Annotated in this window: 16 protein-coding genes and 1 tRNA gene; 2 read left to right on the top strand and 15 right to left on the bottom strand. The window is 48.0% G+C overall.

Features of this window, described 5'->3' with window-relative positions:
- Window positions 1-99: 99 nt before the first annotated feature.
- Complete coding sequence (locus ELR70_RS09775) at window positions 100-1,290, top strand: flagellar assembly protein T N-terminal domain-containing protein (protein ID WP_054016427.1); 1,191 nt, start codon at window positions 100-102, stop codon at window positions 1,288-1,290.
- 131 nt (window positions 1,291-1,421) lie between these two features.
- Here ELR70_RS09775 and ELR70_RS09770 read toward each other — a convergent pair.
- The 7 genes from ELR70_RS09770 to ELR70_RS09740 form a co-directional block, all read right to left on the bottom strand.
- Window positions 1,422-1,496 (bottom strand) — tRNA-Arg (locus tag ELR70_RS09770).
- A gap of 133 nt (window positions 1,497-1,629) precedes the next feature.
- On the bottom strand, window positions 1,630-2,289 hold the full coding sequence (locus ELR70_RS09765; RefSeq protein ID WP_054016566.1) for a FlgO family outer membrane protein: 660 nt from the start codon (window positions 2,287-2,289) through the stop codon (window positions 1,630-1,632).
- A 2-nt stretch (window positions 2,290-2,291) separates the two neighbouring features.
- Window positions 2,292-2,945, bottom strand: a complete 654-nt coding sequence (locus ELR70_RS09760) for a FlgO family outer membrane protein (protein ID WP_054016426.1) — start codon at window positions 2,943-2,945, stop codon at window positions 2,292-2,294.
- Between the two features lie 11 nt (window positions 2,946-2,956).
- The gene (locus tag ELR70_RS09755) at window positions 2,957-3,553 is read right to left on the bottom strand and encodes a FlgO family outer membrane protein (protein WP_054016425.1); all 597 of its coding nucleotides are present in this window, start codon (window positions 3,551-3,553) and stop codon (window positions 2,957-2,959) included.
- A 66-nt stretch (window positions 3,554-3,619) separates the two neighbouring features.
- The gene (locus ELR70_RS09750) at window positions 3,620-4,306 is read right to left on the bottom strand and encodes an SPOR domain-containing protein (protein WP_054016424.1); all 687 of its coding nucleotides are present in this window, start codon (window positions 4,304-4,306) and stop codon (window positions 3,620-3,622) included.
- Window positions 4,307-4,318: 12 nt separating this feature from the next.
- Window positions 4,319-4,873 carry a carboxypeptidase-like regulatory domain-containing protein gene (locus tag ELR70_RS09745; protein ID WP_164881441.1) on the bottom strand — a complete coding sequence of 185 codons (555 nt, stop codon included), beginning with the start codon at window positions 4,871-4,873 and terminating at the stop codon, window positions 4,319-4,321.
- Window positions 4,870-6,720 carry a hypothetical protein gene (locus ELR70_RS09740; protein WP_128064556.1) on the bottom strand — a complete coding sequence of 617 codons (1,851 nt, stop codon included), beginning with the start codon at window positions 6,718-6,720 and terminating at the stop codon, window positions 4,870-4,872. Before ELR70_RS09740 ends, ELR70_RS09745 begins: the two co-directional genes overlap by 4 nt.
- 64 nt (window positions 6,721-6,784) lie before the next feature.
- Between ELR70_RS09740 and ELR70_RS09735 the strand changes: the two genes are divergently transcribed.
- Complete coding sequence (locus tag ELR70_RS09735) at window positions 6,785-7,732, top strand: IS30 family transposase (RefSeq protein WP_054016422.1); 948 nt, start codon at window positions 6,785-6,787, stop codon at window positions 7,730-7,732.
- A 21-nt stretch (window positions 7,733-7,753) separates the two neighbouring features.
- Here the strand turns inward: ELR70_RS09735 and ELR70_RS09730 are convergent, their stop codons facing one another.
- The 8 genes from ELR70_RS09730 to lgt all read right to left on the bottom strand — a co-directional run bounded on the left by ELR70_RS09730 (window position 7,754) and on the right by lgt (window position 13,036).
- Window positions 7,754-8,386 (bottom strand): hypothetical protein, encoded by a 633-nt coding sequence (locus ELR70_RS09730; protein ID WP_054017347.1) that lies wholly within the window; start codon window positions 8,384-8,386, stop codon window positions 7,754-7,756.
- A 14-nt stretch (window positions 8,387-8,400) separates the two neighbouring features.
- Entirely contained in the window at window positions 8,401-9,003 is a 603-nt protein-coding gene (locus ELR70_RS09725) for a fimbria/pilus periplasmic chaperone (protein WP_128064555.1), read from the bottom strand.
- Window positions 8,973-9,212 carry a hypothetical protein gene (locus ELR70_RS09720; protein ID WP_128064554.1) on the bottom strand — a complete coding sequence of 80 codons (240 nt, stop codon included), beginning with the start codon at window positions 9,210-9,212 and terminating at the stop codon, window positions 8,973-8,975. Before ELR70_RS09720 ends, ELR70_RS09725 begins: the two co-directional genes overlap by 31 nt.
- A 60-nt stretch (window positions 9,213-9,272) precedes the next feature.
- On the bottom strand, window positions 9,273-9,728 hold the full coding sequence (locus tag ELR70_RS09715) for a DUF4402 domain-containing protein (RefSeq protein WP_082353348.1): 456 nt from the start codon (window positions 9,726-9,728) through the stop codon (window positions 9,273-9,275).
- Window positions 9,729-9,767: 39 nt separating this feature from the next.
- Window positions 9,768-10,352: a DUF4402 domain-containing protein gene (locus tag ELR70_RS09710; RefSeq protein ID WP_054017344.1), complete on the bottom strand. Its 585-nt coding sequence runs from the start codon at window positions 10,350-10,352 to the stop codon at window positions 9,768-9,770.
- Window positions 10,353-10,571: 219 nt separating this feature from the next.
- A complete protein-coding gene (locus ELR70_RS09705; RefSeq protein WP_054017343.1) occupies window positions 10,572-11,186 on the bottom strand; it encodes a hypothetical protein in 615 nt (204 codons plus the stop codon).
- 69 nt (window positions 11,187-11,255) lie between these two features.
- On the bottom strand, window positions 11,256-12,089 hold the full coding sequence (locus ELR70_RS09700) for a thymidylate synthase (protein ID WP_054017342.1): 834 nt from the start codon (window positions 12,087-12,089) through the stop codon (window positions 11,256-11,258).
- A 152-nt stretch (window positions 12,090-12,241) separates the two neighbouring features.
- Complete coding sequence (gene lgt, locus ELR70_RS09695; RefSeq protein WP_054017341.1) at window positions 12,242-13,036, bottom strand: prolipoprotein diacylglyceryl transferase; 795 nt, start codon at window positions 13,034-13,036, stop codon at window positions 12,242-12,244.

The following is a 13,036-nucleotide window of genomic DNA, read 5'->3' as shown; positions in this document are numbered from 1 at the left end:
ATCAAGTAACAAATCTTTATGCACAAACCTTGCCAAAACCTTTGGCACGAGACTTGCTCGGTTAGTTAAGAGATTTGCTTAAAGTTCGGTAATAAAGTCATGAAATTGTCGCGTATTATGAGTGTGTTACTGGCCACCGCCAGCTTTGGGGCCAGTGCAGAGTGGTTTGAGGTCACGGGCTACGCCAATGCACACACAGAAGATCTGGCAGAAGCACGCCAGGAAGCCGTACAGGATGCCATTACTCAGGCGTTAATCTTCTCTGGCGCCACAGTATCTAGCGTCACCACACTGGCCGACGGGGTATTAACGCAAGATCAAATCAAGATCAAAAGCCATGGCGAGATCCAGCAAATCAACCTCGTTTCCGAACAAAAGCAAGATGGGATCGTCAGTGTCACTTTGCATCTGGATATTTTTCCCAAGCTGGAGCAGTGCGCACAAGCGGCGATTGCAAAACAAGTAACCATTACACAAAGCCAGCTGATCCAGCCTCATCAGGCCAGACTGGGTCAAATTTTTGACATCGCAAAAGCCAGCAGTGAGCGACTTTATCATACACTGGCACAGCGCAATCTTACCGTAAAACCAATTCCGTACCTGGATCATGCAATCAATGCACGGCCGTTTTTTACCCAACGTTTTGAATACGATGGACAGCTGATTGACTCTTTGACCACCCTAAGCAATAGCCAATATGTGCTAATGAGCCAGATCACGGACGTTGCAGCAGGAGATAAAACCAACGATGACTACGCATTCTGGCAGGATGAGGAATACGTGCGCAGCTTTAAAATCGACTTTGTTGCATTTGATGCCCTGACGCGTGACAAGGTCTGGCAAAAACACTATGCCGTCAGTGGCGTCTGGCCTTTTGAAAAAACCAAGATTGTTGATGTCTACAGCGATACCTTTTGGCGTACCAACTATGCCAAGCAAATCCAGAGCGTCTTTAACAGCGTGGCGCAGGATCTGGACTCTGCACTGTCATGCTTACCCAGTAAAGGTAAGATATTGCATCGTGAGCAAGGCAAGTTAGTGATTAATCTTGGCCGTAATCACGGCCTTGAAGCAGGACAGCTGCTCACCATTTCTCATCGACGAGATATGCAGGGCACGACCAATCAGTTTTTCCCACAAAGCATCAAAACCCTCAACCAGGTGCGTATTATTCAGGTCAATGCGCAAAATGCGATTGCAGAAAACATCTCAGAGCGGCCACTGAATAATATTCAGATCAATGATTTAGTAGAGGTCATGGTACAGAAACAGGAAGACTTTGCGCTGTAAGCGCACTACTTCGACAAAACACACAGTGAGGATTAATAATCCCACCAATAATTTGGATTAACTATACCATTTTGGTCGTTTCTACTGAGGTGTGATTGCTATATCAGAATTGATTTATAAGAGAAAAACGCTGGCGGCCCCTGCAGGAATCGAACCTGCAACTATCCCTTAGGAGGGGACTGTTATATCCATTTAACTAAGAGGCCGTGTCGCTTTGGAAAATACTAAGCGTTTTCGGACAATTGGTCAACCGATTGATTCTTAATAAAATTTAAATGATGTATTCGATAGATTAGAGAAACGGCAAAGGCAAAGAGCCAGCACTTTGCCGCTTAACGATCAACGTGATGCGGTTGCACTGGGATCTAAGACGAAATACGGGATAGTTACCATACAGCTGGCAACCACCAATCGGCTTTCAAAATCCAGTAACCGTGCATTGACTTCTACACCCCGATCCCGATAGATCATAGTACCGGACAATACATGACTCGGATCAGGCTTACCGGGTAAGGCTCTGCTGTCCCGAGAAAAAAAGAAGTCTCCACCTCGAGTCACCTGGATCTGTTGCTGTGATTTAAAATCAAGGGCTGCATAACCCAGTTTTTGAAATGCGTGTATCAGGTTTTCAGCCAATTGATTGCCAAGCTGATTGCTGCTTCTGAGCGTATCGTCAAAGCTGACAAAACTGGTGACGGCCACAGAATGGGGGTGAACACCCAGCAATGAGTCAGACAGCTCCAGTGCTATCTGAGAGGCATAGTTTGCCACCTGTTTTCGATGACGTTCGCTCACAAATCCAGGATCGACGGGGTGCTCAGCGTCTGGCGCCTGCTCCTCCAATGCTTCATACAGCACTTCTATTTCACGAAACTTGGCGACTTTAGGTGCCATAGGTGTTGTGGTCACTGTTTGCGGGGCTGGCTGTGAGCCCACCATCTGACAGCCGCTCAACAGCAATATCGCCAGCGTTAGCCCACTGAGAATGTGCGTTTTCATGATCATTCACCCGCTCGTTGTAGCCGGATCCCTTCATGCATCGCGCCATCTCTGAGTGCATTCACTACGGCCTGAGGCAGGAACCCTTGTGCAGTGCCGACCACAACCTTACTTTGCATCCCAACAATACGGGCATTGACCAAGATCCCGCCCTGGTGATTAGATAAGGTGCCGGCCAGAACATATTTGAACGGCAGTTCATCAGACAATTCCAAAAAGTCGCGGCTAAAAATAAAGTCGCCGTGTTTGGTAACCCGCATGAAGTCCGTCGTCTTAAAGTCAATCACGGGCACACCAAAGTTGTGCAGCTCATGAATAAAGCTTTCGGCAATCTGATTGCCCAATAAAGTAGCATGGTTAAAGTCTTCATCCAGAAAGACAAAGCTGGATACAGCTACCGGCGTCTGATCATTTATGTACTTAACATTGCTCACCATGTCCTGCATTAGCTTCTGCACATAATGAGTTACATTTTTGGCCGCCATGCGTTGTGATACGGTCATTTGTTGCACGCCTCTGGGATGGGCCTGAAACTGCTCTGACGCATTGAACTGGCCTGGCGCTGACGTCGTTTGCTGATGCTTTGTCATACCCAGTTGTGCGCACCCAAATAGGGACAGGGTTGGTAACATAAGCGCTATCACAGATTTTTTCATCTTTGTCTCCACTAATACTGGCCGCGATGCAACTTGCCATCTCGCATTTGAGCTTTTTCATTGCCCCACAAAATTGCTTTGGGCACAGAGATGGTCGCAGCGGATGCAGTGCGACTATCAAGCATAGTGATCAATCGAGCATTGATCGTGTAATGGTCGTGGCTTTCACTGATGGTGCCCGTCAAAGCCAGGTCAAATTTATGACGCTCGCGTAGCAGGGCAATATCACGGTTTAATAGGTTATCGGCACTATCCGACAAAGTTAAAGTGCGCTGTAGCCGAAACTCCACCACTTCCAGGCCCATTTGCGTCACATAACTGATCAAGCTTTCCTGAACCTGAGTACTAAGACCACTGCCCTGATTGCTTGCTACGGCATTACCAAGTTGATCAGCCAGATAAAAGCTCGTGACGGCAACCGTGGCGCCAGGTTTCAAAGGGCGACTATGCTCCCCCAAAGCGGCAGCAAGTTGCCCCATGTATTGATGCAATGTCGGCAAGGGTGGCGCTTGTTCCACTTTCTTTTGTTGCTGCGTCTTCATGATTCCAGCGCAGCCACTGAGCAGCACCGACAGGGCCAGTGCGGCTATCACAGCAGGAAATTGCATAATGATCACCTCTTTCTATTTGACCAAATAAATGCAAAAAGCGATCCACAATGCTGATAATAGGCACTATAAAGTGATTGGATTGTCTGTGTAATGACTCAGCAGACATTGTGGGTGAAATGGTTTTAGCTTGTCGCACAGCGCCTGACCTTGCGCTTTATTTTCAAACGCGCCAAGTTTCAGCCGAAAATATCTTTGCCCACGAATTTCGACTTGCTCAACGTTCACCGGTTGTTCCTGTAACGGCGGATAACTTTTAATCAGCCGCTGATGAACCGTTTTTAGCTGACTTTGCTTTCTGGTTGATGCCAGCTGAACTGCAAACTCTGCTTTGTCTGTTTTTGCAGGTAACTTTGGCTTCACACCACGTGCCTCCTTCGCAGCTTCCCTGTTCTCGCTAAACGCTGGCCGTGCAGCAAGGCCGCCATCTGTGCTTTGCGGTTGTTCAACAATACTGGGAGACTTTGGTACTGTTGTAACCATAACATTGCCTGCGGGTTGAGCAGATGGTGCCAGTGCCAGCTGCAGTTGTGTTGTCAGTAAATTCAGATCCTGCTCAATACTTAACAGCTCACTAACCTGAGGCGCAACCTGCTGCCACTGCTCTATACTGCGCTTTATTTCTTCAACGTCAGTGTGCAGCTGAGCCAGTTGTTGCTCAAGTTGAGCAACACGCTGCTCATCCTGACCTGTACTTGCACAGCCACTGAGCACAAACAGCAAGGGCCATACCAGAAAAGAATATAACTTCATCGCTTACTCCTCTTATAACTTCAGTTGTGTGTTTTCAAGCTGACAGGGAACGCCAGCGTTTTGCAATGACTCGCAACGTTGCTGCAATTGTGTGGTATCTGCGCCCTGGTAAATGAACGCGACCCCCAACATATAGGACTTGGCTTGATCATCAAAAACATAAAATGGAGGCTCCGGTATCAAACTACGATGACGTTGACGGAGCAACAGCGCATAAGTTTTTAAAACCGCCAGTGACGTAAAACGCCCCACAGAAAGAACTGTGACGGCTTTAGTCGACTGTGGTGCCAACTGCAAATCCACTTCCACCAGCACATCGCCCTGCTCCGACAGGACCACCTCAACCTGATCACTATGTGTCAGACCACGCCTGGCAGCACTTGTCACTTTTGCCTGATAGCGGCCTGGCTTAACCCCCGTAAATACATAATATCCATCATATGCAGCCTCTGTTTTGGCCGCTTCTTGCCCCTGTTCATCGATTAAAGTCACTTCAGCATAAGGCAGGGGCGCATTGTCAGTGTCCGTTTGTTGATACACCACTCCCTCTATTTCGCTGGTGTTCACAAGGGGAATTCAAGGTACTCCACATAGCCGCGCCTTGGCGTGATTGCCACCCCTTCACTTGCAGGGATAACAAAAGGCATTTCGAGACTCTGAGTATCAATCACCATATCGGTTTTTTGGTTAACTGGCATACCACTAAGCAGTACCAGCCCCTGCTCATCGGTTTTGCCCTGCATATAATTTTGCAACGCCCGGATCCGCACATCAGGCACCACTTCATCATCCGCATCAAATATCCCATTGGCATTATGATCCAGATAGACTTTAACCAGCACTGCCCCATTGCTCGCCAGTCGCCGCTGACTCACTAACAATTGTTCGCTCTCGTTGTGATAGCCGAAACTGAACTGACCATTGACTCCCAGCTCCCACTCATCATCACTGTCGTAGCTCAACTGGCTGTTAAGGCGTATTTTATCACCCAGCCAGTTCAGCCCTAATTCACTCTTTTGGTAGTCGGTGTCCAGTGTTTCCCGAAAGCTCAGCTCAACGTTAAACTGCTCGTTCAGACTGCGGTAGAATCTTGTTTCATAAGCCGTTAGTTCGCTGTATGGATGTAAATCATAGTCTAAAATCAGCCGCCCAAAGACGCGACCTAAACGGGTTTGAAATCGCAGCTGACCTGCGGTTGCATGCTCTGCAGCAGAACTGCTGGATTGACGTTGCAGCTGATTGCTGATGTTCACACGGCCAAACGACATCCCCACCCGATTGGTCAATACTGTGTATTCGCTGCCCTGATCGGTGCGATTCCACTGTATCTGATTCTGATAAGACAGTGGCTTGTCAAATACATCAACCGACCCCGACATAACCATATTCAAACCCTGACTGTGGCGGTATTCTTCTCCCGTTTGCCCACTGGTGAGCCGCCGTCGTTGTGTTTGCCAGCTGGTGCTAATGGCCTGCCCGGCCCACTCTGTTCTGGCACTGAGTTGCGCCTGGTGCTGGGTGTCACTGTCGTGGGATAAGTCCAGATTTAGCAGCATTTTTTTCCACAGGCTCAACGTACCACCAGCCGTCAGGACACGCTCTGTCTGCGACTCATTCGTTAAAGCCTGTGAGATACCCGCATATGCCGACAGAGCTTCAGAAATACCGATGTCGTAGCGACCATCAAACTGCCAACCAGAACGAGACGTTGGTGCGGAGTCATTGTTAAACACCGAACCTCCCACATCGGTTACTGACACATCAAAATAGCCCTGACCGCTGTCCAGTCCAGTCCCTTCCACAAAATAGCTGCGCTGTTCACGCTCGACTTGCCCCTGGGGACCATATTTGACCAGCTCAAACTGATTGCTACCAAAATACAGGGGGATACGGTCAAAATCATAGCGACCCGTTTGGATCTGAAGCTGCTGTGCGACTAACAGGCCATTATGATACAGTTCAACGTCCCAGCCAGCTTGAACTGAACCACTGATCTGTACGCTTTGTTCCTGAGTTTCATTGTGCAGAGGCTTATCGGCAACACGCACTCCGACACCTTGTCCTGAGGGTTGCCCGGCGCCAATGTGCGTCGCAAGAATATCGCCCACCTCGACCTGCGTGGCTTTGAGCTCGCCTAACAGGCGGCCTTTTCCATCTTCGCGCTTGCCTTTGAGGCGTCCCTGATCGACAACAGCGCCGTCTGTGCCTGAAACAAAGTACTCGACATTCCAGAACGCCAGGTCCTGTGCACCAAGCATAGAGTAGTAATTAGTATCTTCTTTATTGTCGCGACGATAGCCAAACTGAACATCCATCAGTGGTGACGATAACATCTGATAAGCATTCGGTTTCCAGATTAGCCTGGAGGCTGCACCTGATTTCAGATAATAAGTGCGACATTCATGGTAACGCATAGAAGAGGAAGCCAACTACTGAAAGTGGTACGCTCTTCTCGCCAAAGAAACAAGCAGTACTACCATGAAATATCAGCAGTTGACCGAGGGCAGAAGATACCAGATTTCCACATTATTGGAAGTGGGTTGTTCTGCCTCTGAAATCGCAGAAAAAGTAAAATGTCATCGCTCCACCGTTTATCGAGAGTTAAGAAGGCATAAAATCAACGAGTCATATTGCCCTGATTCGGCGCACGTAATGGCTATAGGGAAACGCAAAACGGCACGGAAATACCGTATCCCTCAAAAACGAATCGACTTCATCCGAATACTACTGCAATCAGATTGGAGTCCGGAACAAATTTCAGCAGTATTGACGAGCGTTAAACAGCCTGTCAGTCATGAGTGGATCTATCGTTATGTTGCTGTTGATAAACGCAATGGCGGAAAACTCTATCGTCACCTACGTCAAGGGCATAAGCGATATAGACGAGGTAGAAATGACAAAGGCCCTGCGATTTTAAATGCAATGTCAATTGATGGACGACCCGAAGTCGTGGAAGAGCGAACACGGCTCGGGGATTGGGAGATTGACACCGTATTAGGGAAGCAAGGAACTGGTGCCCTGGTCACTGTTTTGGAGCGAAAAACACGCTTCTATCTTGTCAAAAAAGCCGCATCGAAATCAGCGGAAGATGTTGCACAGGCAACGATAGAACTGCTTTCGCCTTATAAAAAGTACGTGCATACAATCACGGCAGACAATGGCGGCGAATTTGCCGCTCATGAACTCATTTCGGCCTCTTTAGAGGCGGATTTCTACTTCGCGCATCCTTACTCTTCCTGGGAGCGTGGGGCAAACGAAAATGCAAATGGTTTGCTGCGTCAATATATAAAGAAAGGCACTGATTTGCGAGAAGTAAGTGATGCAGACGTCGAGTTCGCGATGTCGCGGATAAATTATCGACCGAAAAAGTGTTTGGGTTTTAAGCAGCCAGCTGTAGTATTCAAAGAAATGATGCAGGCCGCTTAATTTAGGTAAGAGTGTCGCACTTCAGGGTTGAATTCGGGCATTACCTTGGTGCTGAGCTAATCGGCGATTCGCCCGAGCCTGACGTTCAAGCGCAGGCAGTGGCTCTGGTGTCTGAACACTAAGCCTTTGATCTGTATAGTTGAACTGAAAATCGAGCCCAAACCAGTCAGCAACTAAAGCTGACTCGACAAACACTTCACCCTGCGTATGCAATACATCCTGCTGCACAACAGCGTATTGCTGTTCGTTAACCTGAACCATCCCTTGCGCACTATCAAATGAAAAAGTGCGTTCCGGGCTAAAATACCAGCCAGAGAAATGATCGGCTTTTTCATCATCACTGATGGCAAAATCCAGTACGGCAAATAAGCTGCGCAATTCAATTTTTGCATCTCGCCGACTTTTAACCGCAAACACTTCGCCCAGATAGACATTGTCGGCATACACAGACAAAAACAAATCTTCCCCTTCCGGGATACCTGTTTGTTTTGGCTGATTATTGACAGTGAGGCTGGCTTTAGACTGTGTCAGCTTAGCCTGTATACGTTGTAGCGTACTGAGCGCCTTGGAGAGGTCCTGCTGCTGAGCACTGTAGACAGGCATGGCGCTTCCCCACGCCAGTCCAAGTAACAGAATCAGAACAAATCTCACCATCTAATTGCCAGAGATCAGCGTAAAGTGACAGAGAAAGTGCGCTCTGCAAATGGCAGTCCCTGATATTCGCCACTGCCGGTGTACACGACTTTTAATTCCCCTGAGCGCGCGCCCTGCACTATGCTCGGGTCTATCAGTTTTAACTGCAAGTGAGACTGACTGACCTCGGGATAAATGCTGTAGCTGCTCACTATGGCGGCTTCTTGCCACTTAGCTTTATTGTGCCCGCGCCAAAATACACTGACCTGGCCAAACGTACTTGCATCACCCTGACGTGACAGCGCCAGGCTAACAGTGTCGTAACGACCGCTTTCTGAGCGGCTCATCTTTGCATCATCAATGGTCACACGAGGCACGGATGCCGATTGACGGTAAATCACAGGAATACTGTAACTCATGATCATGTTAAGCCTGATCCCAACTCCCTGTTGTGCAGAGTCTTTTTTCTCAGGTAATGCCTGAAAGAACAGATGTGAGCGGTACTCTCCCGCAGCCATGTCTTTTTTCCGGCGCAAAGCGAGTTTTACGACCTGACGCTCACCCGGTGCAAGGCGCACCTGTTTGGGTGTCATTCTGAGCAAGCCACTTAAACGTTTCGGGTTGTCCTGCTCGGACACATCTTTATACCCCCCTCTGGCAGCGCCAGCTTTTCTTTAAAGCTCAGACGGTAAGTTTTGTACTCCTGGCTATTGTTGATCAGAAATACTTTGGCATTTCGCTGGCGCTCATCAAACACGACACGGGTGGGTGAAATCAGTAGGTTAGCCTGAGACTGCGCGGCACAAAACAACAGCACCAACACAGCGATGTGAGTAATATATTTCATTGGATTTTGCCTATTCTACTTCTAACGGCGATGAATATGAGTCTGTGCTTACTAAATAACTTAATAGCTAACTTCGACGCTGATTGTTGTCTCATACTGCCCATCCAGGTAGCTGCCTGCATTGGGCATGCTCTGCAATGTGCCACCTATCACAAGCCGGGCGCGACCGTATCTATCAGTAAAGACTCTGACTGGATGGTGGAGCTGTATTACACGTAATTTGCCCTGGCTGATAAGTTGAGTATGCGCCAGCTCATCATCAAGTATATCTGTTGAGATATTCAGATAAACACCAATGGGGAAGGACTCCAGTATCAGCTCAGCTGGGTGACCTTTTTCAACCACATGAATACTGCCAGAGGAACTTGTTCCACCACCCCGGGACACAGTGACAGTGCCGACCACACTGGGGTCTGCCACAATAACAGTACCAAAATTAAGGTCAGCATTGAGTATAATACTCGCCTGACAGTACATACTGCCTATCAAACTGACGAGTAATAAAAGCGCCTTCATATGAAACTGGCGGGCTATTCAATCACCCGCCATAGCCGATTAGTAGCTCAGCTCAACACTGAACGTACCTTCGTACTCACCGTCAATATAGTTTCCTGCAGCGGCACTGGTTGTGGTCAGTGTTGCACCTACATTAAACGCAATTTTACCCTCAGCATCAGCCTGTACTGTGGTTGTTGCCGGGGCTGGTGAAGTACCAGATGTTACATAGTAAGTGAATGTACCTAGTTTGAAACCGGGTGTTGTAGGTGGTAGATCTTTCGGCAACACATCGGTTTCTGTCGGATCGGTAATAGTCAATGTCGCGTAAGGTGAAACGCCATCAACGGTAAACTTTGCCGGAGTACCGGGTTCCAGAATAGCAATCTCAGCTTTTGTTACATCGGTTGAGTCAGCCCGAGGAGCTGTATTAGGGTTGGCAGCAATAACCAAAGTTGCCGTTTCTACACCACCTGTATCGCCACTGGCACGTATAGTACCGAAGCTAAGCGGTTCAGCATTTTCAAAGGTGAAAATATTTCTTACTGTTACGGATGCTTTGAATTCCGCAGGCTGCGCAGCAGCCAGTAAAGGCATTGCAGCCAGAATTGAGAGTAGAGAGTACTTGTTCATTAACTTTTCCATCAGCTAATCCTTTTCATTAAATAGCCGCTTCCATATCCGGCCAAACCACACGTGCAGCGCTTTACACTGAACGTACAACTAAGACTTTATAATGATTTTATCAACTTACTCGAGTGCCCTTGGGTAGAAAGGTGCTCAATTTGAATAAAAACACTACTCAGACTTCTTTTATATCGTACCTAAATACAAAATCTTTAATATTATTTCAATGTTTTTTAGCTAGTTAACCAATTTACATGGTTGACCACTGGCCTGAATAAGACGGCAAAACACGACACTTTCTTGCACAGACATGAACCCCCAAGCCTGAGAAAGGTAAAACTGAGTGCCATTCACAGCCGGTGTTTGTAAATATATTGATACGGAGCTGAACATGTCAGGATAGTAACTTTGTATGAGAGACAAAGATGCTTTTATCCGTTCATTTTGTGCCTGAGCCCGAGTATTCAAAAGGTGACGACCAAACTGCACAACAATGGAGTCAGAGTTTGGTGTATTGAACTGCTTGCTGGCGGAGTCTGGCGCCACTTGATGAGTGACAACGCCTTTCTCTGGCTGCGCGATTTTCTCTTCAAGCGGCTTGATATCATTGGCGGAAGACAACAATGCCAGTAGCTGTGACAAATCCTGCTCCATCGCGGCAACACGCTCGATACCCGCCTTATGCTCATTGTAGGTCTTGATCAACTCAGCCCTGGCAAGTGCTTGTGCTTCTTCGTCAGCTGTTGGCTTTGAGCTGCACGCGGATAACAGCCCGACTGCCGCCAGTAGTGCGGTCCACTTGCCAACGCGCTGATAAGGCAATCGCTGAGCTACTTCACAATGGATAGACATAATGTCTTTCTCCTTCTACAACAAGCGGCCCTCACTGGCCGCCTACTACATATCTGGAACAGCCTAAGATCAAATTGCAACGGGCGCTTTGATATTGGGATCGGCGTTGTAGCCCTCAATCGCAAAATCCTCAAACTGGTAGTCATAAATAGACTCAGGCTTGCGCAAAATTTTCAACGTCGGTAGTCCCTTAGGCTCACGCTGCAACTGTTGCTCAATCTGCTCCATATGATTTGAATAGGCATGCAAATCACCAAAGCTGACAATGACCTCCCCGGGTTCCAGATCACATTGTTGCGCCAGCATATGTACCAACAAAGACAAGCTGGCGATATTATAGGGTAACCCAAGAAAGATATCTGAGCTGCGAATATACAACTGTCCGGATAACTTACCGTCTGCGACATAAAACTGATACAACAAGTGACACGGAGGTAAGGCCATACGACCAGCCTCAACATTCTCTTGTGGGCTCATCGACTCGTCCGGCAGATACTCAACGTTCCAGCCATGGAATAGGATACGACGGCTGTTGGGATTGTTTTTTAGTGTATCAACAACATAGTCGATCTGGTTAATATCATCACCGTCTTTAGTGGGCCAGGCCGTCCACTGTTTACCGTATATTGGACCCAGCTCACCATCTTCCAGCGCCCACTCGTCCCAGATTTTAACGCCGTTTTCATTGAGCCAGGTTTTATTGGTGTCGCCTTTAAGAAACCAGATTAACTCGTTGGCAATACTCTTAAAGTGTAGCTTTTTGGTGGTCAGCAAAGGAAAGCCATCTTTGAGGTTATGGCGGATCTGACGGCCAAACACGGAGCGCGTACCTGTACCAGTGCGGTCCCCTTTCTGGGTGCCGTTTTCTAATACATCTCGCAATAACTCCAAATACACTTTCATGCTTTACTCCTCACAATGATCTCACTATTGACCCTGCTCAAGGGCTTTGTATAGCACGAAAGTATACTACGTTCGCAGGCCCGGGTAACTAATTCACGATAGGATTTATTGACAGGTAAAACGGGACCCCAAGATTAGGGCCCCGATATGGTTTAAGCGCGTGCTGTCGCAGTACGCTTGTGGCTCCAGAGCATCAAACCCAGACCACCGATCACCATAGGTAAGGACAAAATCTGTCCCTGAGAAATCATACCTGCGTACAAGCCGATATGTGCATCCGGTTCGCGGAAGTATTCAACAATGAAACGGAAAGTGCCGTAACCGAGTAAAAACAGGCCAGCAACGCTTCCCGCCGGACGTTCCTGTTTTCTGTACCAAATCAGTATAATGAACAACACTAGGCCTTCCAGAAATGCTTCATAAAGTTGCGATGGATGGCGAGCAATCGGACCTCCAGTCGGGAAAACCACCGCCCACGGAACATCCGTAGCCCGGCCCCATAACTCACCATTGATAAAGTTACCGATACGCCCCGCGAGCAAACCAACCGGTACCATAGGCACAACAAAATCGCCCACAGCCAGCGGAGATTTCTTAAACCGCCATGCAAAGATAAAAATACCGGCTATCACACCCAGTGCGCCACCATGGAATGACATGCCGCCCTGATCGATACGTAGTAAATACATAGGGTTTTCAAGGAAGTGACTGAACTGATAAAACAACACATAGCCAATTCGGCCACCCAAGATCACGCCGAGCATGCCGTAAAACAGCAGATCACTGACCTCATCTTTGGTCCAGCCAGAATTGGGCTTGTCAGCCTCTTTGTTTGCCCACCACATCGCAAACGCAAAACCGATTAAATACATTACGCCATACCAGCGTACACTTAGGGGTCCAATCGAGAATATGATTGGATCGATTTCTGGAAACTGCAAAGCCAT

The sequence above is a fragment of the Pseudoalteromonas sp. R3 genome (assembly GCF_004014715.1).
Taxonomy (GTDB): domain Bacteria; phylum Pseudomonadota; class Gammaproteobacteria; order Enterobacterales; family Alteromonadaceae; genus Pseudoalteromonas.
Note: the sequence above shows the minus strand (reverse complement) of the source record. Positions and strands in the feature narration are given on the sequence as shown.